At 54.7% G+C, this 23,784-nt stretch carries 27 protein-coding genes; 16 read left to right on the top strand and 11 right to left on the bottom strand.

Annotated features, from left to right (window positions below; all coding sequences use genetic code 11):
- Nucleotides 1–4: 4 nt before the first annotated feature.
- Nucleotides 5–583 carry a YdeI/OmpD-associated family protein gene (locus IPM39_12785; protein MBK8986931.1) on the bottom strand — a complete coding sequence of 193 codons (579 nt, stop codon included), beginning with the start codon at nt 581–583 and terminating at the stop codon, nt 5–7.
- Between the two features lie 399 nt (nt 584–982).
- Nucleotides 983–1,570 carry an isochorismatase family protein gene (locus IPM39_12780; protein MBK8986930.1) on the bottom strand — a complete coding sequence of 196 codons (588 nt, stop codon included), beginning with the start codon at nt 1,568–1,570 and terminating at the stop codon, nt 983–985.
- A gap of 937 nt (nt 1,571–2,507) precedes the next feature.
- Here IPM39_12780 and IPM39_12775 point away from each other — a divergent pair.
- Both IPM39_12775 and IPM39_12770 read left to right on the top strand, forming a co-directional pair.
- Nucleotides 2,508–2,663 (top strand): hypothetical protein, encoded by a 156-nt coding sequence (locus tag IPM39_12775; protein MBK8986929.1) that lies wholly within the window; start codon nt 2,508–2,510, stop codon nt 2,661–2,663.
- A gap of 418 nt (nt 2,664–3,081) precedes the next feature.
- Nucleotides 3,082–3,270 (top strand): hypothetical protein, encoded by a 189-nt coding sequence (locus tag IPM39_12770; protein MBK8986928.1) that lies wholly within the window; start codon nt 3,082–3,084, stop codon nt 3,268–3,270.
- On the opposite strand, the gene IPM39_12765 is transcribed toward IPM39_12770, so the two are convergent.
- Complete coding sequence (locus IPM39_12765; GenBank protein MBK8986927.1) at nt 3,263–3,427, bottom strand: hypothetical protein; 165 nt, start codon at nt 3,425–3,427, stop codon at nt 3,263–3,265. The two genes, IPM39_12770 and IPM39_12765, sit on opposite strands and share 8 nt — an antisense overlap.
- An 83-nt stretch (nt 3,428–3,510) precedes the next feature.
- Between IPM39_12765 and IPM39_12760 the strand changes: the two genes are divergently transcribed.
- The 4 genes from IPM39_12760 to IPM39_12745 all read left to right on the top strand — a co-directional run bounded on the left by IPM39_12760 (nt 3,511) and on the right by IPM39_12745 (nt 5,961).
- A complete protein-coding gene (locus IPM39_12760) occupies nt 3,511–3,759 on the top strand; it encodes a hypothetical protein (protein MBK8986926.1) in 249 nt (82 codons plus the stop codon).
- A 461-nt stretch (nt 3,760–4,220) separates the two neighbouring features.
- Nucleotides 4,221–4,703, top strand: a complete 483-nt coding sequence (locus IPM39_12755; protein ID MBK8986925.1) for a hypothetical protein — start codon at nt 4,221–4,223, stop codon at nt 4,701–4,703.
- Nucleotides 4,645–5,454, top strand: a complete 810-nt coding sequence (locus tag IPM39_12750; protein ID MBK8986924.1) for a hypothetical protein — start codon at nt 4,645–4,647, stop codon at nt 5,452–5,454. Before IPM39_12755 ends, IPM39_12750 begins: the two co-directional genes overlap by 59 nt.
- 78 nt (nt 5,455–5,532) lie before the next feature.
- Nucleotides 5,533–5,961 carry a hypothetical protein gene (locus IPM39_12745; GenBank protein ID MBK8986923.1) on the top strand — a complete coding sequence of 143 codons (429 nt, stop codon included), beginning with the start codon at nt 5,533–5,535 and terminating at the stop codon, nt 5,959–5,961.
- A gap of 136 nt (nt 5,962–6,097) precedes the next feature.
- Here the strand turns inward: IPM39_12745 and IPM39_12740 are convergent, their stop codons facing one another.
- From IPM39_12740 to IPM39_12730, 3 genes are read right to left on the bottom strand one after another with little or no spacing between them, the layout of a single operon-like run.
- Nucleotides 6,098–6,751 carry a response regulator transcription factor gene (locus IPM39_12740; GenBank protein MBK8986922.1) on the bottom strand — a complete coding sequence of 218 codons (654 nt, stop codon included), beginning with the start codon at nt 6,749–6,751 and terminating at the stop codon, nt 6,098–6,100.
- Nucleotides 6,748–7,251 carry a hypothetical protein gene (locus IPM39_12735; GenBank protein MBK8986921.1) on the bottom strand — a complete coding sequence of 168 codons (504 nt, stop codon included), beginning with the start codon at nt 7,249–7,251 and terminating at the stop codon, nt 6,748–6,750. The genes IPM39_12740 and IPM39_12735 overlap by 4 nt, the downstream gene beginning before the upstream one ends.
- A complete protein-coding gene (locus IPM39_12730) occupies nt 7,248–10,517 on the bottom strand; it encodes a sensor histidine kinase (GenBank protein ID MBK8986920.1) in 3,270 nt (1,089 codons plus the stop codon). The genes IPM39_12735 and IPM39_12730 overlap by 4 nt, the downstream gene beginning before the upstream one ends.
- Before the next feature lie 41 nt (nt 10,518–10,558).
- Here IPM39_12730 and IPM39_12725 point away from each other — a divergent pair, with 41 nt between their 5' ends.
- Together IPM39_12725 and IPM39_12720 are read left to right on the top strand one after the other, a co-directional pair.
- Nucleotides 10,559–10,969, top strand: a complete 411-nt coding sequence (locus IPM39_12725) for a HEPN domain-containing protein (GenBank protein ID MBK8986919.1) — start codon at nt 10,559–10,561, stop codon at nt 10,967–10,969.
- Nucleotides 10,962–11,333 carry a nucleotidyltransferase domain-containing protein gene (locus IPM39_12720; protein ID MBK8986918.1) on the top strand — a complete coding sequence of 124 codons (372 nt, stop codon included), beginning with the start codon at nt 10,962–10,964 and terminating at the stop codon, nt 11,331–11,333. Before IPM39_12725 ends, IPM39_12720 begins: the two co-directional genes overlap by 8 nt.
- Here IPM39_12720 and IPM39_12715 read toward each other — a convergent pair.
- From IPM39_12715 to IPM39_12705, 3 genes are all read right to left on the bottom strand, one after another.
- Entirely contained in the window at nt 11,328–12,416 is a 1,089-nt protein-coding gene (locus IPM39_12715; protein MBK8986917.1) for a hypothetical protein, read from the bottom strand. The two genes, IPM39_12720 and IPM39_12715, sit on opposite strands and share 6 nt — an antisense overlap.
- A 39-nt stretch (nt 12,417–12,455) precedes the next feature.
- The gene (locus IPM39_12710) at nt 12,456–14,009 is read right to left on the bottom strand and encodes a beta-lactamase family protein (protein ID MBK8986916.1); all 1,554 of its coding nucleotides are present in this window, start codon (nt 14,007–14,009) and stop codon (nt 12,456–12,458) included.
- A 112-nt stretch (nt 14,010–14,121) separates the two neighbouring features.
- A complete protein-coding gene (locus IPM39_12705) occupies nt 14,122–14,994 on the bottom strand; it encodes a cytochrome c (protein ID MBK8986915.1) in 873 nt (290 codons plus the stop codon).
- 80 nt (nt 14,995–15,074) lie between these two features.
- Between IPM39_12705 and IPM39_12700 the strand changes: the two genes are divergently transcribed.
- A complete protein-coding gene (locus tag IPM39_12700; GenBank protein ID MBK8986914.1) occupies nt 15,075–15,323 on the top strand; it encodes a type II toxin-antitoxin system HicB family antitoxin in 249 nt (82 codons plus the stop codon).
- Nucleotide 15,324: 1 nt separating this feature from the next.
- Nucleotides 15,325–15,546 (top strand): type II toxin-antitoxin system HicA family toxin, encoded by a 222-nt coding sequence (locus IPM39_12695; protein ID MBK8986913.1) that lies wholly within the window; start codon nt 15,325–15,327, stop codon nt 15,544–15,546.
- Between the two features lie 95 nt (nt 15,547–15,641).
- Here IPM39_12695 and IPM39_12690 read toward each other — a convergent pair whose 3' ends face one another.
- Nucleotides 15,642–16,685: a methyltransferase gene (locus tag IPM39_12690; GenBank protein ID MBK8986912.1), complete on the bottom strand. Its 1,044-nt coding sequence runs from the start codon at nt 16,683–16,685 to the stop codon at nt 15,642–15,644.
- 1,385 nt (nt 16,686–18,070) lie between these two features.
- Here IPM39_12690 and IPM39_12685 point away from each other — a divergent pair.
- From IPM39_12685 to IPM39_12660, 6 genes are all read left to right on the top strand, one after another.
- Entirely contained in the window at nt 18,071–18,505 is a 435-nt protein-coding gene (locus IPM39_12685; GenBank protein ID MBK8986911.1) for a CsbD family protein, read from the top strand.
- 182 nt (nt 18,506–18,687) lie between these two features.
- Nucleotides 18,688–19,386 (top strand): DUF3267 domain-containing protein, encoded by a 699-nt coding sequence (locus tag IPM39_12680; GenBank protein MBK8986910.1) that lies wholly within the window; start codon nt 18,688–18,690, stop codon nt 19,384–19,386.
- A gap of 125 nt (nt 19,387–19,511) precedes the next feature.
- Nucleotides 19,512–19,715, top strand: coding sequence for a glycine zipper family protein (locus tag IPM39_12675; protein ID MBK8986909.1), 204 nt, complete (start codon nt 19,512–19,514; stop codon nt 19,713–19,715).
- Between the two features lie 3 nt (nt 19,716–19,718).
- Nucleotides 19,719–19,913, top strand: a complete 195-nt coding sequence (locus IPM39_12670) for a hypothetical protein (protein ID MBK8986908.1) — start codon at nt 19,719–19,721, stop codon at nt 19,911–19,913.
- 128 nt (nt 19,914–20,041) lie between these two features.
- The gene (locus IPM39_12665) at nt 20,042–21,550 is read left to right on the top strand and encodes an RNB domain-containing ribonuclease (GenBank protein MBK8986907.1); all 1,509 of its coding nucleotides are present in this window, start codon (nt 20,042–20,044) and stop codon (nt 21,548–21,550) included.
- An 84-nt stretch (nt 21,551–21,634) separates the two neighbouring features.
- Nucleotides 21,635–23,158 (top strand): FAD-dependent oxidoreductase, encoded by a 1,524-nt coding sequence (locus tag IPM39_12660; GenBank protein ID MBK8986906.1) that lies wholly within the window; start codon nt 21,635–21,637, stop codon nt 23,156–23,158.
- Between the two features lie 58 nt (nt 23,159–23,216).
- On the opposite strand, the gene IPM39_12655 is transcribed toward IPM39_12660, so the two are convergent.
- Complete coding sequence (locus tag IPM39_12655) at nt 23,217–23,663, bottom strand: hypothetical protein (GenBank protein MBK8986905.1); 447 nt, start codon at nt 23,661–23,663, stop codon at nt 23,217–23,219.
- Nucleotides 23,664–23,784 lie beyond the last annotated feature (121 nt).

Raw genomic sequence — 23,784 nt, 5'->3', positions numbered from 1 at the left:
TGCCTCAATAAAGTTTTTCTTCTTTTTCCAGCATTGCTAGAAAACTGTCGAATCGCTTCTGGCGCGTTTCCGGTTTTTTGGCCGTTTGCAGGCGATAAGCGATGGCATAGCGATTTTGGCGATTGAGCGTTTCAAAAAAGGCTTTGGCCGACGGCCGTTCTGCCAGAGCTGCCATAAAATCTTCAGGCATCGTCATTTCGCTGGCTGGTGCATAAGCTGACTGCCAACGGCCGTCTGCCTGGGCAGCCCGCACGTGAATGAGGCCCGGCTCCTGCATTCTGTCCTCAGCGATAAGGCGTTCTACATGCTCGCGGTTCCGTTTGGACCAGTTGCTGCCTGGACGGCGCGACGTAAATCGCTGCAAATAAGCCTGATCGTCCAATGGCTTTTTGACGCCATCAATCCAGCCCCAACAAAGGGCTTCTATGACAGCCCCTTCCCAATCAATCGTTTTTTGACCGGAGCCTTTTTTGTAAATCTTGAGCCATAGCTCTGGCTCGGAATCATGATTTTGCGCCAGCCATTGCCAAAATGCAGGCCCGTCCTCAAAGGCGCGGATACGTGTTTTATCTGGTTCTGGCATAATGTTTCCTTGTCTTTTTCTTGAAGTTGTTGCCGAGGGTCGTCTACGCGATTAAAGCGTTATTCTCATGTTTGCTGGGATTGTGCAACCTAATCCGCGACTTTGTTCAATTTATTGGGCTGGAATTTGTAGATGCGTTAACGGCCGTTGTAACACATTAACAGTTGAATCCTCTTTAGGGTTCATATGTTTTTAACCTGGTGAGATTGGACCAATCTTGGAGATTGGTCCAATCTGGAAACTCCAAAGTTAATTGCAAACGAACCCTTAGGATTCGCCGCAATAACTTTGGCGCAATGCCTGGTTTTGCCTAACGAACACCACTGAAGGCATTTTCGGAATAAAAAATAAGCCTTCAATCCGAAAATGCCTCAAGCGAATTCCGAAATACATCGAATTTCACTCGATTATTTCTCGGAATTCGCCTAAGACAGCAAAATCAATATCCTCAGCCGATGCTGTGCCGTTTGTACGACCCGGATAGCTAAGCCAGGTCATGGCAATGTTGAGTTCACGGATAATATTTTCCGCTTCGATTCTGATGTCATTATTAAGTTCCAGCGTTTCAGTAGTATGGGCATCTTTGATAAGGGTGAGATCGTAGCCACGATCCAGGGCGCCATACGCCGTGGCTCGAATGCACCAGTTCGTGGCCGCGCCAGCCAATACGATGTGCGCCGCGCCAAGCTGAGCCAGGGTCTCTTCCAATTGCGTTTGCTCGAACGATGAGTTGAACTGTTTATGAATCCGTATTTCACCTTCTGCCGGCAGCAGGTCTGGCACTATTTGCCAATCCGGGCTGTCATAGACCAGTTCGTCGTCCGCGTGCTGAACCCATATCACGGGTATCCCCAGTCCCCGTGCTTTTTCGACTACGGCGCCGATGTTTTTAATGATTCGTTGGGCATCCCACGCATTTTGCATGACGCCGACCTGCACATCTACAACCAAAAGAACTCCGTTGTTTCCTTCTCGTATAACTGCCATTTTTTACCTCCAGATCAATACCAGCGTGTATGGTTTTCTGAGTCAGGAAGCACTGCGCCTTTTTGCAACCTGACAAATAAGATAAGTCTTGGCCCGGGTAACGGCCGTTTTCCATCCCCCATTGTGTCGGTTTTATGGATGAATAAACGGCCGTTTTCTTCACCCCGCACCCTCGCCAGGTGATATAGGGCAAAAAGTGGGGAGAGCGGTGCTCAACTCGCCGCCTTCTTCGCTTCTGCCTTTAGCGCTTGGACACGCTCTTTTTGTCTGAATTAGTGTGCCGCAAGATATTCTGGCAGAAATAATAGCACAAATGTTCTTGGTCTCCAACAAGGACTAGCGGAAGCGAGACAACAGGATATTACGGTCTGAGAGTGCCAGCAATGCTCAATTTAGAATTAAAGCGGCGATGTCAGATGGGACGTCATCTTCCTCAAGCGATTTGACCATAAACAGCCAGAGTGATTCCCAGTCAGGAAAATAGGTTAGCGACACAATGCACCAGCAGTTCTCAATTTGCCTGGGTGCTGCTAGTAGGGGCGGGACGGCGCGGACGGGTAACAGCCGCAGCGAACGGCATCTTCCCCCGCCGTCTCGCCCAATGGGACCCAAAGAGGGGCGAGACAAGCGGGAGGCCAGGCATTGGTGATTGGCAAAAATGTTGTCCCGCCCCTACGGCTGGATTTCAAATTGAGAATTGCGGCAAGGTTCAATTCAGGCGACATGTGCTTTACAAATTTAGGCATGGTTCAAGTTACTCGAGGTTCGCTCAAATTGAGCGGTAAATAGTAAAATTGGCGGCATGACTATGCCAGAATTCACAATCAGTGTTGAACGGCTGGATGACCTGCCGCTCTTGTATGGTTTATCGAAAGATAGGCATTCAGTCCACCATTGATACCGTCATCAAACCGCACGGGAATTGGCAGGACTGAGCATGGGTTGCCCGTTGGGCTTGTTGTTGGCGCTGGATGTGGTTCCTGGCAATCGGGCCGATGACCCGCTGTATGTGCCTTGCTACCAGCGGGTGAAAGAGATGCTGGCCCGGAATGGGTTGCTCATCGTCGGCGACAGCAAAGATGAGCGCCTTTGACACCCGGGCCACGATTGCGGCGGGCCATGACCACTATCTGGGCCCCCTGCCCGATGGAGTGAACCGGGTCTGCTGGACAAAGTACCTGCGCCGGTGGTGGGCTGACGGCGGCGCGGCGATGCCGGTTTTCCTGCCCGACGATGAGCCTGAGGAGGGACAAGAGCCTGACTGCTCCCTGGCCCATCGCCGAAGGATTCGAGGTCAGCCGCGCCCATCAGGCTGGGGTGGGCACAGCATGTCGTCTGGTCGGAGCGTTGTCTGGTGGTGCGCTCGTTGAGCTACCAACAGACCGAACAGGCGAACTTGCGGCAGCGGCTGGCCAAAGCGGAAGGGGCGCTGCGGACTTAACGCCTGCGCCAGGGCGGGGTAAACGCCCCATCACCGATGGAAGCGAGTTTACAAAAAGCCATTGCCGCTATTGAAAGCAGTATCGCGTGGCGGTCTGTTGCCGGTCAGCTACACTCGCCAGGTCACAGAACGCGCCATCCGCGGCTATCGCGGTCAACCGGCACGAGTAGAGCAAGACATTCGCTACCAGGTGCAGGTCAAGCGAGACGAGGCGGCGATTAGTGGGCGCTGTTCCGGGCCGGTTGGCGTATCTACCTGACCAATGCGCCGCAGGCGTCGCTCTCTTGACCGAGGCCGTCCTGGCTTACCGCGACCAGTATATCGAGGAGAACATTTTCCGCCGTCTCAAAGGCAAGATGCTCTCCATCACCCCGGTCTATGTCCAGCGGGATGACCATGCGCGGGGCTTGTTTCATTTGCTCTCGCTGGCGGCGCGACTGCTGGCCTTAGGCGATTACACGGCTCGTCGCACTCTGGCCGACCAACAGTCAGAACTGGAGTGGCATCACCCCGCAACCCCAAGCGGGCCACGGCTCGGCCGACGATGGAGCGGCTGCTGGAGGCATTTGACAACATCAACCTGAGCATTATCCATCTGACCGGGCAGCGGGTCTGTCAGGCGACGCCGTTAACGGCCGTGCAGCAGCGCATTTTATCTCTGTTAGGCTTGTCGGCTACGTTGTATACCAACTGGACTGTGGCTGAACCGGTTAACCAGGGGTGGATTGGGCCTGTTGACGGTATTTGATTGGTAAAGTGCTTGTTTTTTGTAGCTGTCATATCGGTTTTGCTGGCTTCTGAACCACTTCACCGATATGGCAATCTGAATTGGACTTTTGCTCGTTTATTTGAGCGAACGCCCTGAAGTTAGCTTGACAAAATGATAAAAGAAAACCACGAGTTTCCAGTGCATAATTGGTTTTACTAGAGCCGCTTATGCAAAAGGAGGAAACCCGTGGCTGAAAGCCGAGATGATATAGTGCCCGCAGAAAGAGCGCAAATTGTGATAGAGATGATGTCGCCGAACCGACCTTGGGGAAGAGTAAAGCAATTGGCTGAAACGTATCAACTGTCGCGACAGACACTGTATGACATGACCACCACAGGCAGAGATGCCTTGATTCGCGCCATGATCCCTGGACAGCATGGCCCGCAACCCCAGCAGAGATGTAGTAGTGACGAAGAATCGTCTGCAACGGTGTGCTGACTTTGAGTGAACAGGGAGTCAGCCAACGTGGCGTGAAAACCTGTTTGTCCGAAATGTTGGATGCAAGCGTCTCGTTGGGCTGGATCAATGGCGAGTTGGCTGACCTGGAAGATGTCGCTCAACAGGTGAACCAGCGGCTTGAACCAGCGAGCAACGAGACGTTGGCTGGTGATGAGATATTCGCCAATGGGTTGCCCAATCTGTTGGTGGTGGGGAATGATTCGCTCTACATCTATGCCTTGACCCGTCAGGACGAACGAGATGGCGACACTTGGGGCTGTGTCTTGCTGGACGTACCCGAAACCAGGCAGTTTGCTTCCGATGCCGGTACCGGTTTGGCAGCTGGTGTGAAAGCGGGCCGCATTGAGTCACCATCAATTGGATTGGGACCACTTGCTGCGTCCCATGTGGGGTCAAGCAACCCGCTTGGAAGAGCAAGCCTACGCCGCCCTGATCAAAGTGGCAGAACGAGAAGCGATCTTTGACAAATCGCAAACAAGCAAGCGCCTGCAGCATCTTGCTAAATGGGAGGCATTGGTGGCTGAGGCCGACAAGAAAATAAAGAAGCTGGATGCTTTTGCCCAAATTGCCCGTAAAGTGGATGCCTACTTCGCGCTCATCGATCTGGAAACAGGTCAATTGGTCGATGCTGAAAAGGGTATGGCTCACTTGCAAGTCTTGGGTGAACAAATGACCACCTTCTCGGGTCGCATTTACAAGAAACTGGCAACTAATCTGCGAAACTGGGCAGCCAGCTTGTTCACTTATCAAGCACTGCTCTCTCCAGAGTTGGCAGTTTTGACCAACCAATACGGCTCTGAAGCCATAGCTGCCCTGTGCCGCATCTGGCAATGCGAAGCCGATGAAAAACGGCGTCACCTTTCGCTGCCCGAAAAAGAAAATCGACAGCAGATTTGGCAGCAAGCGCTTGATACCGCCTATCTTTGCCTGGGCGACAGCCGGCTTGGCTCCGCTTGGGAGGCTGTCACGACGCTGCTGTCCCATCCTTGGCGCGGGAGCATGTTGGCCGAATGCGTCAATAGTTTGTTGAGACCGATTCTTGACCGGCGCAAGCACACCGACCAGGGCTGCCTGGATTTGTTTCGCTTCCTTCATAATGTACGCCCCTTTCTGCGGGGCAAACGAGCAGGTCATAGCCCGGCGCAACTAGCGGGTATCTCTTTACCTGATGACCCGCTTTCTTTATTGGGGCTGGCGCTTAAAGTGTCAAGCTAACTTCATGGGTTTTTGAACCATGCCCGAACCTGATATCTAAATTCTTGATTGCCCTGGACAGTGTAGCCGGGAGGTATTATGGCGATTATGATCAGGCCAAAACCTATTTATTGGAAGCGGCAACGTATGTGCAACAAATCAACCTCTGAACGCAGCGCAGCCCTATTCCTGACTTTAGGCAACGTGGTTTATAAACAAGGGGATTGGCGGGCAGCGGATTTGGTCTGGTTAGCGGCGACCGCGCATCTTTACCGGGGAGAAATGTATTTGAAAACAGGGAAGGATGCTACGGCGCGCCAGGATTTTACGATAGCTCTGGAGACGGCAAACACCCTAAACGCGCCGGAACAAAAGGCAGCGGCGCTGTTTGGGCTGGCGCGAGTCTCTTTGTCTACTCATCATGAGCAATCCATTCGCTGTGCGCGGGAAAGCGCCGCTATTTTTGCAGAATTAGGTCACTGTAGTGTAGACAGCGTTCGGCAATGGATAAAGGGTATTATTGCATAACGCCCCTACAAGGTACGTTCCAATAAATCGCCCGCTCGCAGTTCAGCGGCATCGGCCATGTAGTCGGGCATGCCTGGCAAAGCCGTCAGTTCGGACACAACAACCTGGGTAAAGGCGGATCCAGATCGTTCGCCATTCACTTTAACCCGGCCTCCCTGGCGCGGATCATGGCCTGGGCGCGGTCGGCGACCTGTAGTTTGTTGAAGATATTGGAGATATGGTTGCTGACCGTTTTGCCGGAAATGTTTAGCCGGGCGGCGATATCGTTGTTACTCAGTCCCTGGGCAATCAGCCGCAGCAGCTCCCGCTCGCGGTCGGTGAGATCGGGGAAAGGCGTCACGGCCGTTTCCGAACCGCTCCCGCGCTGAAAAAAGGTTGTCAACCGGCCAGCAATCGCTGGACCAAAGAGCGCCTGACCCTCGGCAACGGCCGTTACCGTCCGCAACACCTCCGCCCTATCCGCTCCCTTCAAAATATAACCCCGCGCCCCGACGCACATGGCGGCAAACAGGGAGTCGTCATCTTCCAGCATGGTCAGCATGATCACGCCCACGTTGGGCTGGTCGGCCAAAATGAGGCGCGTGGCTTCGATGCCGTTCATGTCCGGCATCTGGATGTCCATGAGGATCACGTCGGGCGTCACGGCAGCCGCCTGGGTGATGGCTTCCTGGCCGGTAGCCGCTTCGCCAACAACGGCCGTTTCCGGGGCGGCGTTCAGCAGGGCAGTCAATCCTTCCCGAAATAGTTTGTGATCATCCACAACGAGAATGCGAATCGGTTGTTTGCTCATACGGGCCTCTCGTACAGGGCGGCGACGTAATCATGGTCAATCACCTCGCCCTGGTAGCTGAAACCCTGATCATCGTAGTAACGGCGCAGACGGCCGTTCCTCGCCAAACAGTCCAACCGCAGAAATTGTCGCTCCGCTTGCCTTGTTTTCATCATCGCCCAGAACAAAATCAGGCCGCCCAGATGTTGCCCATGCATGTCGCTGCGCACGGCTATCGAATGCACGTAACCAGCCAGATTGTCGTCGGGCCAGTAAGGATCAGCCCAGGTGAAGCGCACAATGCCAAAGCGGTTTTGGGCGATGCCCACGGTGTGCACTTCCTCTCGCTGGATGGCTTCAGCCATGCGCCGCTGCCAATGTTCGTTGGGTGGCGAGGCCCACTGGTTGATGCCTTTCCCTTTGAGCCAGGCAGCGGCCTCAGCCAAAATTTCCATGACCAGAGGCAGATCATCAGGTTGGGCGACTTTGAAGTCGAGGACGGTGGTGGGCGTGATTTTCATGCGCCATCAGCCTCGCTTTGGGAAGATAGAGGGAGAACGGCCGTTACCCACACCCCCTCCTTTTCGCCAGATTCAATGCTCAGCCGGCCGCCCAGCTCCTCTGCCCGCTCGCGCATCGAATGGAAACCGACGCCGGTACGGCCGTTTGGCGCCAGCCCCCGGCCATCATCACCAACCGTGAGCGTGAGGTGCGTATCCTCCGCTTGCAGGTGGACGGCGCAGTTGTGCGCCTGGGCGTGCCGGGCGGCGTTGGTCATCGCTTCCAGGGCGATGCGGTAGGCGGCCACTTCCACGGCGGCCGAGAGCGGCGGCAGCGGCTCTGGCCTGGCACTAATCTGGATTTGCAGGCTGTGCGGCTTGTTTAGCTGCGCGGCGTGGGCCTGCAATGCACCGACCAAGCCCAACTCATCCAGGGCGGGTGGGCGCAGCTCATGCACAAGCCGCCGAATTTCGGTCACGGTGGCCTGGTTTTGCGCTTTCAGGCCGCGCAGCAGGCGGGCGGCTTCGGTTGGATCGTTTTCCAGCAGGTCCAAAATGGCGTCAATGGCAAAGGTCTGGCTGGCCAGGGTCGGGCCAAGCTCATCGTGCAGGTCGCGGCGGATGCGGCGACGCTCTTCTTCGCGGGTGAGCACCAGCTTTTCGCGGGATTTTTGCAGGGCGTTGGTCAGCCGCAGCGAATAGGCGGCGGCGCCGGCCTGGGCGGCGATGTCGCCCAAAAGCTGCTGCTCTTTGGCGGTGAACGGCTCGCCCGGCGAGCGGGGGGCGGCTTGCAGCCAGCCGACAATTTCCCCCTGGTAACGCAGCGGCCACTCCTGGAGAACGGCCGTGCCCCGTTCCCCGCTGCTGGCGGCAGGCTGTCGTTGCTCGTTGGCGACCAGTTCGATGGCGGCGTAGGGCAGTTTGAGGGTTTGGCAGATGGTGGTGGTGATGGCGGGCAGGGTTTGGGTGGGAACGGCCGTTTCCCCCAACTGCCGCCCTAACTGTGACAATACCTTGTAGGGATCGTCCCGTTCGCCAAACATGAAGCGGTTGACGCCGCGCTGCAACCGTTCACGCAGCGGCTGAAACAAAACGGCAATGAAGCCGGTGGCTAACAAGGCAATGGCAAAGTTGCCGCGCGTGTGCAGGATGGCGCTCAGGCCCCCCACGACCAGGGTATAAATGGCAACGATGCTCAGGGTCAGACCACCATACACCAGGGTGCGATTGATGAGGATATCAATATCCCACAACCGGTATTGCAAGATAGCCAGCCCCAGAGAAACGGGGAACAAGGCAGCCAGAAAAATCATCAGCGTGCCACCGAAAAGATTCCAGGTAAGGCGCGGGAGGCCGGGTGACAGGGGAAAGAATTCCATCAAAAGAAACCACAGCAAAACGCCGAGCATCAGGGACGTGACGCCAATGACCACCCATTTTGTCTGCTGTTTTTGCGCCTGATTGGAATAGGCGCGGTAACGCACAATCTGTGACGCCGCGCCGAGCAGCATGAAGAGCAAAAAGGCCATCCCGTTGATGGTGTCGGGCAGGTTGTCATCCAGCCCTGGCGAGAGGATGAGGTTGATGACGCCAAAGGGTAGGATGACAAAGAGGAGCAGGTAGGCGCTATAACGGGTCCAACGGTTGATGAAACGGCCGTTAGGGAACAAGAGCAGCAGCAAGAGCAAGGACGCCGCGCCGATTTCGCTGACTATATCGCCCAAGAAGGCTACCCACTGCGCTTCCTGTGTCCAGGCCCAAAGAATGTTGCCCAGGGAGACGCCTAGATATACAAGCCCCAGGCAAGTCAACACCCCGAGCCAACGATGGGTACAGTTACGGAAGATGACAACCCACAAAATAACCACCGGCACAATCAGGATCAATTCGACGGCCGTGTGAAAAACAGCATAGGCAGACGCCGAGACGCCCCATTCCTGCAAGATGGCAAAATCAGCCGGAACCAGAATGATCGCCGGGCAAACGGCTTCTATACATACGGTTTGCAGTTGCAACAGCCGGGCGGGAATTGCGCCGAGTAAGAGGGCCATCGCGCCCAGTGCAAAAATCAGGAGGAAGAAACGAACGGCCGATTGCCATTGCGCCGGGATGAGATCCAACGGTTGATCGTTGATGGGTGGGGGATGGGGAACGGCCGTTGGCGTGACTGGCGGTAGGGGTATGAGACGATTGACATAGGTTTGCAATTGGTTCTGTGCGGGTTTTAGCAGGATGGCGGTGACGGCCGTTGCCAGCACCACACCCAGCAGCTGCCACTGCTGCCCCGCCGCCAACAGCCCTAATCCACCGACCATAAGCAGGTAAACGGCCGTGATCAACCCCGTCAGCCCGCCATACACCAGCGTCCGGTTAATGAGCTTATCAATATCCCATAGGCGATGAGTTAAGATTGCCCCGATAACGGCGATAGGATACAGCATGATAGCCACCACTTCTGGATGCAGGGCAAACCAGACAGCCAGCAAATTGGCATTGAGGCCAAAATAGGCTAACAGCGGCACAAAAGGGAACAGCAGCACAATCATGGCTATAACCGTGCCCCACACGACCCATTTAATTTGCTGCCGCTCCTCTTGATTACGCATCAGACGATAACGATTAAGTAAAACCGTTGTTGCTATCAAAATGATAATGGCAATGGCGATAATTGTTTCCGGGAACAGCGCCGCTACATGACGATAATAGACGGGATTGAGCGCCAGGTGAGGAAATAACAACCACAACCCAATTGCCAGGGCAAAAGCATGGGCTAGCCAGCGTGTCCAGCGTGGCTGAAAACGGCCGTTCGGAAACAAAAACAAGGCATAACCAGCCACTATAAATGAAACTCCCCGCAGCAGGGATAAAGGGAAATGCCAGGGTTCATGCCTCAGCGCAAAGGTAAAGAAAACAGGTGACAACAGCGGCAGGGAAGCGATACCGGCTCCAGCCGTCAACAACACGCGCCAATCACTCCCTTTGCGCCAGACGACCAAACCACATAATAAGATAGCCACCACAGCATGACTCAGCGAAAGCAAAATTAAGTATCCGGCATAAACGCGCTGATGTATGCCCAGAGCAGCCAGCGCGTCTATTGTTTGCCTTTGGAGGGGAATAGACAACGGGGAGCAGTTTGCCACACAGGTTTCAGTAACGAGTTGTGAAAAAGAGGGCAAAGCGCCGACAAATACGCTTACCGTGATCATGGCAAACAGAAACCACGCGGCATGGAAAACTGCTATTCTCCCAATGCGTTTGTTCCGGGCAGCTTTTACCAGATTCATGCGTCTGTCTACCTTTCTGTTCGTGGTATAATCTGCTCATCATGAGTGTTGGATCGGAAATTCAAGAAAAAATTGGCAAATACATCGCCCATGCCCGTCAGGCGATAGCAACGGGCAAATTGGTGTTGGCGCATGAAGATTATATAACAGCGGTGAACCGCGCCTATTATGCCATTTTTTATGCGGCTAATGCCTTGCTCGCCAGCAAAGGGCTGGAACGGAGCAAACATTCCGGTGTCATCGCCGCCTTTCGCCAACACTTTGTTAAAACCGGTCTCATCGAACCAGAATTTAGCCGTTTTTTCGGCGCGGCAATGGATGAACGTCATGCCGGTGATTATGACCTGGAGCCACTTGATTATGAAAGCGCCAGCCGCCACCTGGAAAACGCCACCATTTTTCTAGAGCGCATGGAGCGGGCTTTGCAGGAGACAGGGATTCAATATGATTGATTTACCCGAGCACTTACAAACCAATGAAAAGCAGGCTATCTTGAAACTGTGCCTGACCCTGTCTGAGATGTTAGGTCGCAATCTGGTTGATATGGTTCTGTTTGGTTCCAAAGCTCGCGGCGATTTCCACCCTGATTCAGATATAGATTTACTTGTCGTTCTGCGTCATCTTAATGCGGATAGCCGTTGGTTGGTGCGAAGTGTGGCGGCTGATTGTTCATTAGAGTACGATGTTTTGTTCAATACCCACCTCTATGAAAAAGGGCGCTGGGAGGCCATGATGGCCCACCGGGATACGCTGTGGCGTGAAGTACAGCGGGACGGTATGCCCCTGCGTGATCTGTTGGCGCAGCCCATTTCATAACCCAGCCCAAAGTTCAGCACTGTTAAGATCGTCGCAGGCGGTGAGCGCTTTTTGCAGCATGGGCAGCCAGACCCACTGCGTCTCCGGGTTGTACCGGCCGCGACAATACTCCACGGCAATGTAAACGCCCATGGCTACACAGAGGCGGTAATCGTCCCACAACTGCTCCCAGACGTAGCCCTGCACGCCGCGCTGTATGAGTGTTTCGTGGTAATGACGCAAGATAGGCCGTTCCCATTGGCGGCGTGCTTCCACATCCCACTCCAGGGCAATGGCGTAGGCCAGATCGTACACGCCCAGCCAGGTGGTCAGGCTCCAGTCGAACGGTTGGCGGTCTATCAGGTACAATGGCCGTTCCCCCTCTCGCGGCACCATAATATTGTAACAACCGGCGTCGCCGTGAAAGAGGGTAAAGCCGTTGGCGTCCTGGCTGCGGCGGATCATCGCCTGCGGGTGGTGGGCGAAGATGTCGCGAATGGCAGCGGGCCAGTGGGGTTGCAGTTCGCTGGCAACCCGCCCGACGATATGCTCAACCCCCGGCTCGCCAATGGCCACCCAGCGGCGGATGTGAGCGGCGTCGTGCAGCGGGGCGTTGGCTTCGGCCAGCCGTTCTGCGCCCCACCAACGGCCGTGCAGAATGGCGAACGCCTCAGCCAGCGCCAGGCCATATGCCAGGGTGGGCGGTTTATCGCAGGCAATTGTATGCGTTGCGGAAATGTCTTCGAGCAGCAGATGGTAGCGATGAATAGTGGGGGAGTAACGGCCGTCGTAACAACGCAGCAGCGGTGCATCCGGCACGTCCACGTAATCGCGCAGGTAATAATCCACTTCGGACGAACCAAAAAATTCACCGTCGCCGGTATCGGCGTCCACCATTTTGAGGAAGAGGCGCGACGGCCGTTCCCCCTGCGCGTCCGGGCTGTAATGCAATTGCAGCGAGCCGCTGGTAGACCAGTTGCCACGGCCGTCGGCTATGTCAAACCCGGCCACGCTGCCCTGAGTGAGTGCGCCGCTGTGGGTGAGAACGGCCGTTAGCCATTCATTTGTCACTTGTTCCAGATTGGTGATGAGTTGGTCAGTCATAGGGCACAGTTTACCATCTCTCCTTGTTTTTTAGTGCTGTCAATTGCTGGCCCGCCAGCGCCACACGGCCCACAATGAACGAAGCAACCCCCATCCGAGCGTCAACAGCAGAATAACCAGCAGCAGCAGCCCCAGGTCGGGTTCAAAGCGCAGGGTCAGCGGCACATTGGATTTGGCGGCGGGCAGGCGGATAAAGAGCAAGTAGCCGACCAGCGCCAGGTCAATCAGCGCCAGCGCCACGAAGAACCAGCCAGCGCGGCGGGTCAAGGCTGCGCCGCGTAGTCGTCGAATGGCAGCCACCCCACTGATGAGCAAAAGCAAAATGAGGCCAATGCTTAACGGTCGTAAATTCTGCGTCAGCCAATCTTCTTGCGGCGGATAATGCTGCGCCTCCAGCCCCAACGCCAGCAGCGCCACGTCAAAGGCGATGTTGCTGAAAGCGGAGCCGTTGTTAGGGCCAGGGCCGCTCATCAGCAGCACCACGCCCACATCATATGCAGGAATGAAGAGGATGAGATTGCTGAATCCCAACCATTCGCCGCCGTGCGAGAGGGCGGTTGGGGGTTCGTCGCCGGGCAAGGCGGCGTCGGCAAACGGCCAGACGGCCCAGCCCATCGCATACTGGACATCCGGGCCGGTGGCGGGATCGGGCGTGTGCAGTGCGGCCACGCTTGCGGGGGAAAGGAGTTGGGTGGTCTGGTAACGGCCGTTTTGCAACTGCGCCAGCACAAAATGAGCCATATCTTCCGCGCTGCCAATCAGCCCGGCCGAGGGCTGCACAGCCCGCGTGTAGGGCATCTGATCATCAAAGCTGGTTTGCCGCCCCAAAAAAGGGTAAAAAGCGTTGCTCATCCCGGCGGCGCGGGCCGTTTCTAATGAGGTGAACGAGCTGCTCATCTCCAGTGGGCCAAAGATGTTGGCCTGAATGTAGTCGCCATAGGATTGGCCGGTCACTGTTTCAATCAGTAATCCCAGGATGTCGTAATTGCTGTTGGAATATTCAAACGCCGTGCCGGGTGGGTTGTTTAGTTCGGTATCGGCCAACTGCCGGATGCTGGCCGCCAGCGCGTCGGGGGCGTCTGGCTCCAGGTTGCGGCGGTAGCCCTGCGTTTCATCCAGGCCGCTGGTCTGGTGCAGCAGTTGGCGCACGGCGATGGGTGTATCGGGCAGGAGCCAGGGCAGGTACTGTTGAATGGGCGCGTCCAACTCGATTTGCCCCGCTTCGACAAGCTGCATGACGGCAACGGCCGTTACCGGTTTACTCAGTGAAGCCAGCAATAACGGCGTCTGCGGCGTCACCGGGTCGCCCGCTTCGTTGGCGACGCCGTAGCCTGCCAGATGGACAATCTCGCCCTCCCGTACAACCGCCAAAGCCGCGCCGGGGATGTTCAGACTGTCCATGCGCTCCTGCATGAAGGCATCAATGGCCGGGCTGTTCCCGCTCATTTGCGCTGCGGCGTCGGCAGTCGTCAACAGCAGGAAGCTCATCAGGACCAAAAGAAACGTTAGATTGAATCTCAGCAAACGCAGCAGGAGCTTTTGTTTCAACCGTTTGCACGGATCACCCGTCGGACTGGTTATGGATGGGACCATGGACAATCTTTTCCTTCGCTTGAAAGCAATCGAGCGCAATTGTTTTGGCCCCACCCGGTTCCACCATTATAAACCAGGGCGCAAGTCCCCTTAACGGCGGTAAAAACGGCCGTTATCTGGCCGCCACCGGCGCAACGGTTTGCATATAGGCCCATAGCGCCCGCAGTTCCTCATCTGTGTAACGGCCGAATGATTCCCAGGGCATCTCTTCCGGGTTAAGCAGCGTGCCATCCGGCCGCACCCCTTCTGTCACCGCCCGCAAAAACTCCGCCTCGGTCCAGGCGCTGATAGCCGCCGGCGTAATGTTGGGCGAGCCAAACATCTCGCTGCCCGCAAAATCAGGCATATGGCAGGCGGCACAAAAGGCGGCCAGGTATTTGCCATAAGCCAGCGTTTCTTCTGGTGATATGGGCGCAAGGGGCGGCTGGCTGGTATCCACATTTTCGACAGTGACAAGGGGAAACAGCTTCGTCGTGTGCATGACGCGCATCATGGGGCCATAGCTGGGGTGCGGATAGTCGGTATCTACCGGGGGCACACTGCGCATATAGGCGATCAATTTTTCCATATCGCCGATATGGATGGCCTGATGAAATTCGGAAGGCATCCCGACAGTGGGTGAACCATCTGGCTTCACGCCATACCAGATCGCCCGGGCAATCTCTTCGTCGCTGTGGCTGCGGCCGATGCCATTTTCGCCCGCCGTCAGATTGGCGCTGTAGATTTGCCCAAAGGCGGGATCATCCGAGAAGAGATCCCCAGCCAGGTTGGCCCCATGACAGCTCTCACAGTAGATGACAAACAATTTTTCGCCAGCGGCGATACTTTCGGGATCATTGGGGACGTTGAGGTTGAAAACGGCCGTGACCTCATACGTCTTGTTCAACCGGCTGGCGCTGACGGCGTAAACGCCCACCACCAGCAGAATGATTAATCCCAACAAGCCACCTGCCACAATGCCAATCCATTTTAAAACACGTTTCATTTGAATTTTCCTTGTATGGTATAATCTGTCTGGTTAACGATTGAGTTGTTTAAGCCAATCTTGACAGGAATGAAAAGCTCATGATTTTAGAATACATTCAAAAAGCTCTAGAGTTGGCCCAATATGAAATGATTGAGGATGAAGAACCCTTTTATGGTGAGATCGCCGACTTGCCCGGCGTTTGGGCTACAGGCCCAACGCTAGAAGCATGTCGTCGTAATCTGGCGGCAGCCGTTGAAGATTGGCTGTTATTTAGCATTGCCAAAGGGTTACCCATTCCTTCGCTGGCAGACACAAGGATAGAATTACCAGCTCCAGTCGCTTTTTAACGTGCCCAAGCTTTCTCCAATTTCACGCCGCGAATTTATCCACCGCCTGCAAAAATTAGGGTTCGAAGGCCCTTTTTCTGGTGGGCGGCACCAATTTATGCTGCGCCAGTCACAACGACTGATTTTGCCGAACCCACATCGCAGCGATATTAGTGCGGCCCTGCTTTCCCGACTGTTACGACAGGCTAACGTCTCGCGGGAAGAATGGGAAGGAGTGGAGTGAGCGGTAAAGTCAGGCAACGGCCGTACTGCCACTCACTTCACCCACCACACCGTCTGCCGGTTGGGTCAGATAGCGCCAGCCGATGGGGGCAACTGTTATTTTTCGGCCACCAGCAGGCTGCTGCCGGGGGCCTGACGCATGGGGTAAAACTGAATGTTCTTAAAGCCGGTTTGGTCAAGCAGAGTGGTCAGTTCGGCGCGGGTGAAGATACGGCCGTCGGCAAACAGGTAATACATCAACCCCACCAACTGCACGATGGCGTTGGTTGCTGAGCCAAACTGCTTGCCCGCCACCTGGTCAAAAATCGCCACTTTGCCACCCGGCTTCAGCGCGGCGTGCGCTTTTTCCAGCAGCTTGTGGTTGGTTTCCAGGTCGTAATGGTGCAGCAAGTTAAAGAGCAAGATGGAGTCCCATTCCGTGCCCCAGGCGGCCGACCACAAATCGGCGGCGTATAGGTCTACCCGGTCGCTCAGTTGGGACGCTTCCAGATTTTGCTGCGCCGTTTCCAGGGCGGCTTCACTGTCCATGATGGTGGCCGTCAGCCGGGTATGCGCCCGGCAAAAGTGAATAGTGAACTGGCCGTGCCCGCCGCCCACATCCAGCAACCGGCTGGCCGTTTCTGGCAGTGCCACCTTCTTTACAATGCCTGCCCCCACCAGATTGGCGTTGCCCTGCATCATCGTCTGGTGGGCGTGGCTGAGGCCGGGGGTGCTGGCGGTGAAGTCGTAGAAGTTAAACGGCCGTTCCCCACTCTGTATCACTTCCAGGGCATGGGGCCACAGTTCCCGAAAAAAGGTATCAAAGACAAGCAGGGCGGCTTTCATGTCCAGCATCTCGTCTTGCAAAAACCATTTGTCGGTCATGGGGCTGTTGTGGTAACGGCCGTTCCGTTCCACCAAGTAGCCAATCGCCGCTAGCGCCGCCAGCAGTTTTTCCAGACCCCGTTCCTGGCAGCCCAGGGTTTGCGCCAGTTCGGTGGGGGTAGACGGCCGTTCTTGCAGCACAGTGAAGAGGTTGAGGCGAACGGCCGTGTTCACCGCCTGAAACGCCAGCGCCCCGGCCAGATCCAGCATCGGCCCTGGGGCGGCATTCAGCGTAAAAAAGGCGGTTCGTTCCAGAAAATTGGGTTGAATAGGCATGGCAATCTCCAGTAATCGGTATTCGGTAAACCGTATTCAGTATCCAGTTCGGCCCCGTTCACCGCTCACCGACCACTCTACCCTTCCCGCTTTCCCGTTGTCATGGGGGCAGGCTCCTATTTCGGTCGGGAAATTTGCCAGCTTGCGCGCATCTTTGCCGCGCTATCGTTTATAATGCCCCTGAACATGTCCGGTTTGGGAGGGCAGTCGAAACGGGCCTCAACCAGAAGCCCGCTACCTACTGTAACTGGCCGGACCCAACACCCAACTCTTCAAGTGGGAAAGACATCACCGTAGGCACGAAAAGGCTGAAACAGAGCATATCCGCTCCGAATGTGGGCAGGCGGCAGCCAACCCGCGTTTTCCCTCTTGAGACAGGCCGCAGCAAAAACAGCTATTCAACAGATGTGCGGCAACGGCCGTTCGCCCCACCTGCTCAAACAAGTTGACCAGCTTGGTCGCGGCCAGGGAGACGGTCATCGTCGCCCGCCCCGCTTTTGCCAATGCCGACGAGTCGGCCTACCATTGGGACTGTACGGCCGTTGCCGACAAATTAGCCAACTTCCTGGTTAATAGCTGATCGGCGTGATGGAATATCTACCGGTTGGCGATGCGCTTTATACGGTTCAGCCAGGAGAGACGCTCACTTTGTTTTATTGCCTCAATCGGCTCAACCCAAACTACCTCATTCTTGACGACAGGTGGACGCGCCGACATTTCTGGCGGCGGCCGAAGAGTACCCCGGCGAAGTGAGTGAGCGGCAAGTGCGCCAGGTTCAGGCGCGCAACTGGAGATTGTCGGATTGATGATGGCGCTGCATCTCCCCACTGCCGTTGAATTGACCGCAGCCATTTTACACCTGCGCGCCATCGGGCTGATATACTCCCGCGCCTACCTGTCCAGCAGGTTGACCAGGACCAGCTCGATGATGGTGGCTTCGTCCAGGTTGGGGAGAGGGGTGGATCTAGTACAACGCCTGGATAGCCAAAAACTACCAAAATCCGTGAGCCCGCCAAGACCCTGGTAGCCGTAATCCGTGATTGGGCTGCGATAAGTTTAGGTGGCCAAATGGACGGTCGTTTTGCCAGCCCTTCCCCTCTACAGTTACCCTCAACCGTCGCAGTCTGGATTAGACCGGTTCAATCTCCACGACTAAATCATCCATCTTACCTCATACCAATCTCCCCCAACTGGGGGGGGTCCATATCCCCTGACCAGCCGATACGCTTGAAGGATAGCAGTTGTATGATTCAAATTAGTCCTAATAGACTCAATCAACGATATTTCCTTATTCACACATACTAGACCTCGGCGCACCTTACTACCCGGTGTGCCGGCATCAACCAATCAGGGCAGTTAATCCCATGATCGAGGAGGATCAAACGATGAACCAGGATATTTTTGAAGGCAAGTGGAAAGAAATGCAAGGTCAGGCCAAAGAGTGGTGGGGCAAACTCACCGACGATGACTTGAAGCAAGTAGACGGCAAGGCTGACCAGCTCATTGGCATTCTGCAACAGAAGTATGGTTACACCAAAGAACAAGCCGAAGAGGAATTGAACTTGCGGCTGGAAGGGTTTGCTCAGGAGCCTGCGGAAGTGGGCAAAAGCCCTTACACGACCCCGGCTCCAGAGGGTACGGGTTTGGATCATGCCATGCCGGGCGAACCCTATAAAAGTCCTTATGTTACGGGCGAACCGGAAGATCACACCGCTAAAAATGCGGGGTTCAAAAGCCCTTATGCTACGCCGGATATGACTGACATCCGTGAAGACGACAGGGAGTTAAGCCCATACACAACGGTGGATAACAGGCCCTGAATTGGGAAGCCCTGTTGCTTGTGTCGTTTGTGGGCGCCCTCATTCTGCTGGCGATTGTCAAGCTCTTTTCCCGGAGAAGGGTGCGCTAACCAGGCGCCTGCTGCTGTTGCACAACTCATTCGAAGATGCTGGATGTGGGTGACTGGATTCGCGTGGGGCTTTAACGGCCGTTGACTACCAGCGTGGCTTTATTGATTTCAGAAAAGTCCATTCATCAAGCCAATCATACGGAAACCTGCATCCGTTCAACTCCTACGAGGGAACACAACATGCCTACCATTCCTGTTTCCGGATCATTGCCCAACGATTATCAAGAAGTTCTCTACTGGCGAGTGACCGATAAACCCACCCACGTGATCGCCATACAAATCCTGGCCTTAATCTCCCTTGTCATCTTTGGCCTTATTTTTTTTGTGTTGGCTGTCAGCTTGGGCAAGATGCCGACACAAATTGCATTCGGTATGGGCGAAATCGGGGCGGTTCTGCTCGGGGTTTTGCTGGCAATGGGCTTACATGAGCTAACCCATGGGTTAACCATGCAGATGTTTGGGGCAGAACCCAAGTATGGCATCCTATGGAAAGGGCTGATGTTGTACGCCACATCGCCCGGGTACGCTTACCCTCGAAACAACTATATCGTTATCGCCCTGGCGCCATTTGTTGTCATCAGTACCTTTGTCATTAGTGGCATGTGGTTATTGCAGGGAACCTTATGGGTACCCTTATTCGCGTTATGCGGCATCTTCAACGCCAGCGGCGCAATAGGCGATATGTGGATGACCATGATCGTGCTTCGCTACCCCGCCACAGCCTACGTTATGGATGAGCGAGATGGGTTACGACTCTTTTTGCCAATCACATTGGTACAAGCCACAGGCTAAAGGTGCGGTGTACGAGTCATATTTGTTTTGTAAAGAGAATGGGGATCAGTTAATTGGTGAGGCTGGCTAAACGGCCGTTCAGCGCCTTATTGGAACTATAATAATCTTTTTAAGGAAAGTCCAAAATGGATCAGAAATCAAACGATGAACAGAAGCGACCCTCAAAATTTTATCAGAACCGAGGCACATCTCTTGGCGTCGCTCTGGGATTAATCTTTGGAGCAGCATTTAACCAAATTGGCATAGGCCTGGTACTGGGTATTGCGGCAGGAACGGCAATTGGTCGCACGCTTGAGTTACAGGCTCATAAAAAAACTAATCAGGAATAAATGATGAGCGAGAATGAAAGCAAAGGCAAGTTGCAGCAAATATGGCGGAAACTTGGAGAGTGGTTGCGGCAACCGCGCCAAAAGCAGTTGGCCGAAGAAAAGATCGCTGACGACCATGCTGAGATGGTTTGGGCTGATGATGGCGGCCCTCCAATTGAGCCGTCAGGCAGTGAAAAGCCCAAGGATAGTCACGAATAATCTCACGTTAATTGATAAGCAATATTATTGGTTTTTGTGACCTTCTTGCATGGCCTTCCCGAAGCGCAGTGGCCCAGATAAGCATTCTGTTGAACGAGTCTCTTCTCGATTAAACTGGAGAAATCCTAATGTCCCAATCCCAACACAACGATCAACAACACCGGGAAATCTTGCAGCGCATTGCCCACAAGGCGATGCTAGAAAGGGAGTTGCTTCCCGACTTTTCAGCCGCAGTGCTTGCCGAACTGGACAAAATTCAAGCCCCCGCCAGTCTAAACAGCGAGCCAGCCGAAGCGGTTTCTGGCATACGTGATCTGACGGATTTGCTGTGGGTTTCCATTGACAACGAGGACTCCCGCGACCTGGATCAACTCACGTTTGCCGAATCTCTGCCCGAAAACAAAGTCAGGATTCTGGTAGCCGTGGCCGACGTGGACGCGCTGGTTAAAGATGGCTCAGCCATTGACCAACATGCGCGCCACAACACAACTTCGGTCTACACAGCCGCAACCATCTTCTCCATGCTGCCGGAAAAGCTCTCCACCGATTTCACTTCCCTGAATTTTAATGAGGAGCGCCTGGCTGTTGTTGTAGAAATGGTGATCGGCGCAGATGGCTCCTTGCAAGGCTCAGATATCTATCGGGCGCGCGTACAAAATCATGCCCGGCTCTCCTATAACAGGGTGGCCGCCTGGTTAGATGGGGATGGTGCTGTGTTTGAGGAGATAACGGCCGTTCCCGGCCTAACTGACAATCTGCGCCTGCAAGACCGCACCGCCCAAAGCCTGAAGAACTTGCGGCGCGTCAATGGGGCACTCAGTTTAGAAACCATCGAAGCCAGACCAATCTTTGACGGCGACCAAATTCGTGAGCTTGAAGTACAACAGAAGAACCGCGCCAAAGAGATCATAGAAGATTTCATGATCGCCGCCAACGGGGTCACGGCCCGGTATCTTGAGGCCAAGAAATTCCCTTCCATCCGCCGGGTGGTACGCACCCCCAAACGCTGGGATCGGATAGTGACACTTGCCCAAGAACACGGCGCCACGCTGCCGGCTAACCCGGATTCGGTGGCGCTTGATGCGTTTCTCGTTAAAGCGAAAGCTGCTGATCCTTTGCGCTTCCCCGACCTCTCCCTGGCGGTGATCAAACTGCTCGGAGCAGGCGAATACAGCGCCGAACAGCCCGACGCGACGACCTCAGGCCACTTTGGTCTGGCGGTCAAAGATTATGCCCATTCCACCGCTCCCAATCGCCGTTACACCGATTTGATCACGCAGCGTTTGCTGAAAGCCGCTGTTGCCAGCCAGGCTGCGCCCTACAGCTTTGCGGAACTGGCTGTGCTGGCCGAGCATTTCACCCAGAAAGAGGATGACGCGAACAAAGTGGAACGGCAGGTTGGCAAATCTGCCGCCGCGCTGCTCATTGAGTCCAGGATTGGCGAAGAGTTTGATGCGTTTGTTACCGGCGCTTCCGAGAAAGGGACGTGGGTGCGGCTGCTCACTGTGCCCGTCGAAGGCAAACTCATGCAAGGGTTCGAGGGGTTGGATGTGGGTGATCGGATTCGCGTGGCGTTAACGGCCGTTAACGTCCAGCGTGGCTTCATTGATTTCAAAAAAGTTCATTCATCAAATTAATACGGAAACGCCCGCATCCGTAGGCGGACATGACAATGATAATAATTTACGACAAAGGAGGCCGGGGTACGCCGGTAAAAGATGATGAAACATAAATATGATGATCTTCCTGGAAAACCAATTTCCCTCTGGCTGGACACGACACCCCAAACGAATTTCCCTTCTTTGCAAGACAACTTACAGGTGGATGTGGCTATCGTCGGCGGTGGCATTGTGGGCCTGACAACCGCTGCGCTGCTGAAAGAGCAGGGCAAAACAGTGGCTGTGCTGGAAGCAAAACGGATCGTTGAAGGCGTCAGCGGCAACACCACGGCAAAAGTAACCTCCTTGCACACCCTGATCTACGCCTATCTCATTCAGCATTTTGGCAAAGAAAAAGCGCAAATCTACGCCAATGCCAACGAGACTGCCATCCAACAAATAGCCAATTTCGTCCGGGATAAACAAATCAACTGCGAGTTTAGACGCACCGCAGCTTATACCTATGCTGAGTCCGACGAGGAAACAGCCAAAATCCATGATGAGGTAGAAGCAGCCTTAAAACTGGGGCTGCCCGCATCGTTCACCGAGGAGACGCCGCTGCCTTTTCTTGTTAAAGCAGCGGTACGCTTCGACAACCAGGCGCAATTTCATCCGCGCCAATACGTATTAGCTCTCGCCCACGATATTCCTGGCGACGGCAGTAATATTTTTGAAGATACCCAGGTTTTGGATGTTTCCGATGATGACCCTTGTGTTGTAACCACAAATCGGGGAACGATTCACGCCGCTGACGTTATTGTTGCCAGCCACTTCCCGTTTAATGACAAAGTTCTCTATGCCACCCGGCTGAAACCACATCGTTCCTATGTTTTGGCCGCCCGCCTGGCAGAACCAGTACCGCAGGGCATGTTTATCACCACTGATTCATCCCATACAATGCGCCATCATTCAGGAGCTGACGGCGAATTTCTATTGGTGGGGGGTGAAGGGCATATCCCCGGACAGGATGACGATACTGTAGAACGTTACCAACGGGTTGAGCAGTGGGCGCGTGAAAATTTCAACGTGAAATCTATCGAGTATCGTTGGTCTACACAGGACAATCAAACTCTGGATCGGCTGCCGTATGTTGGCCGTTATTCACCCGTCTCGCACCATGTTTACGTGGCTGCCGGTTTTGGTGGTTGGGGCATGACAAACAGCATGGTTGCTGGAATGCTCCTGCGCGATCTGATCTTGGAACGGGAAAATCCTTGGGCTGAGCTTTACGACCCGAACCGCATTAATCTGAAAAGCGTGCCCGAATTTGCCAAACATTCAGCACAAGTGGCTAAACATTTTGTGGGAGATCGTCTGGCAGTGACCGATACCGTCGAGCCGGGAGAAGGCAAGCTTGTCAACACAGAAGACGGAGCGGTAGCCGTTTATATGGCAGAAGATGGGAACCTCACTGCTTTGTCACCAGCCTGCACCCATATGGGTTGTTTTATTCAGTGGAATTCGGCGGAAAAGAGCTGGGATTGTCCGTGTCACGGATCGCGCTTTGCCATGGATGGCACGGTTATTCATGGTCCTGCACTTAAAAACTTGGAGCAGGTAAATGTCAGAGCTAAAGAACCGATCTGATTGAGGAAACGGCCGTTCCTTCGGCCGTTCCGCTGCCACCACGTCTCAGCCAAAACCGTCAGGTCTTTCCAGTCTTTGTCGTTAACAGCCAAACCATGATCAGATAGGCAATGACGTGAAAGATGATCAGGACCAGAAAGCCTGAAGCTGAGGCTGCGGGAAAGGGAAATGGGGCGGCCGCCGGATTGACGGCCGATATGATGTTAGGAATGATTGACAGGACAAAGACAACGGTGGCCACAATGCGGTAAGTACGCAGCGGCCGTTTAGCCATCCGCACCACCACGACAAAGGCCACCACGGCCAGGAAGGTAAACAGCACCGTCATGATGCCAATGGCTGCCGCACTTAAAGGGGGAAACTCGGCCGGCGAGGGTAAATCTAGGACGGCGTTTAATATAAAGTAAGCGAGTAAATTAGCCACCAGAGACAGGCCAATTGCAGCCAGACCCGTTGGCCAGATTTTGCTTTTGTCAATTTGTTCGTTGCTTGTAAAAGTTGTCACTTTGTTCTCCTTAAATATCTGTTCAGCACAAACGCGCAAAGGACACGAAGAAAAGCTTTGTGTGCTTTGTGCCTTTTGTGGTTAGCAATTCGCCGACATCGCTAATTACTTAGCATCGGCG

Source organism: Candidatus Leptovillus gracilis (assembly GCA_016716065.1).
In the GTDB taxonomy this organism is placed as follows: domain Bacteria; phylum Chloroflexota; class Anaerolineae; order Promineifilales; family Promineifilaceae; genus Leptovillus; species Leptovillus gracilis.
This window is presented reverse-complemented; position numbering and strand designations above follow the sequence as displayed.

Excerpts from the sequence above, each read along its gene's own strand:
- IPM39_12730 (MBK8986920.1), bottom strand. The coding sequence starts at position 10,517 with ATGAATCTGGTAAAAGCTGCCCGGAACAAACGCATTGGGAGAATAGCA.
- IPM39_12710 (MBK8986916.1), bottom strand. The coding sequence starts at position 14,009 with ATGGTCCCATCCATAACCAGTCCGACGGGTGATCCGTGCAAACGGTTG.
- IPM39_12735 (MBK8986921.1), bottom strand. The coding sequence starts at position 7,251 with ATGAAAATCACGCCCACCACCGTCCTCGACTTCAAAGTCGCCCAACCT.
- IPM39_12700 (MBK8986914.1), top strand. The coding sequence starts at position 15,075 with ATGATTTTAGAATACATTCAAAAAGCTCTAGAGTTGGCCCAATATGAA.
- IPM39_12705 (MBK8986915.1), bottom strand. The coding sequence starts at position 14,994 with ATGAAACGTGTTTTAAAATGGATTGGCATTGTGGCAGGTGGCTTGTTG.
- IPM39_12660 (MBK8986906.1), top strand. The coding sequence starts at position 21,635 with ATGAAACATAAATATGATGATCTTCCTGGAAAACCAATTTCCCTCTGG.
- IPM39_12720 (MBK8986918.1), top strand. The coding sequence starts at position 10,962 with ATGATTGATTTACCCGAGCACTTACAAACCAATGAAAAGCAGGCTATC.
- IPM39_12665 (MBK8986907.1), top strand. The coding sequence starts at position 20,042 with ATGTCCCAATCCCAACACAACGATCAACAACACCGGGAAATCTTGCAG.
- IPM39_12765 (MBK8986927.1), bottom strand. The coding sequence starts at position 3,427 with ATGAAACAAGCCCCGCGCATGGTCATCCCGCTGGACATAGACCGGGGT.
- IPM39_12715 (MBK8986917.1), bottom strand. The coding sequence starts at position 12,416 with ATGACTGACCAACTCATCACCAATCTGGAACAAGTGACAAATGAATGG.
- IPM39_12740 (MBK8986922.1), bottom strand. The coding sequence starts at position 6,751 with ATGAGCAAACAACCGATTCGCATTCTCGTTGTGGATGATCACAAACTA.
- IPM39_12775 (MBK8986929.1), top strand. The coding sequence starts at position 2,508 with ATGGGTTGCCCGTTGGGCTTGTTGTTGGCGCTGGATGTGGTTCCTGGC.
- IPM39_12725 (MBK8986919.1), top strand. The coding sequence starts at position 10,559 with ATGAGTGTTGGATCGGAAATTCAAGAAAAAATTGGCAAATACATCGCC.
- IPM39_12670 (MBK8986908.1), top strand. The coding sequence starts at position 19,719 with ATGAGCGAGAATGAAAGCAAAGGCAAGTTGCAGCAAATATGGCGGAAA.
- IPM39_12745 (MBK8986923.1), top strand. The coding sequence starts at position 5,533 with ATGGCGATTATGATCAGGCCAAAACCTATTTATTGGAAGCGGCAACGT.
- IPM39_12685 (MBK8986911.1), top strand. The coding sequence starts at position 18,071 with ATGAACCAGGATATTTTTGAAGGCAAGTGGAAAGAAATGCAAGGTCAG.
- IPM39_12785 (MBK8986931.1), bottom strand. The coding sequence starts at position 583 with ATGCCAGAACCAGATAAAACACGTATCCGCGCCTTTGAGGACGGGCCT.
- IPM39_12675 (MBK8986909.1), top strand. The coding sequence starts at position 19,512 with ATGGATCAGAAATCAAACGATGAACAGAAGCGACCCTCAAAATTTTAT.
- IPM39_12690 (MBK8986912.1), bottom strand. The coding sequence starts at position 16,685 with ATGCCTATTCAACCCAATTTTCTGGAACGAACCGCCTTTTTTACGCTG.
- IPM39_12780 (MBK8986930.1), bottom strand. The coding sequence starts at position 1,570 with ATGGCAGTTATACGAGAAGGAAACAACGGAGTTCTTTTGGTTGTAGAT.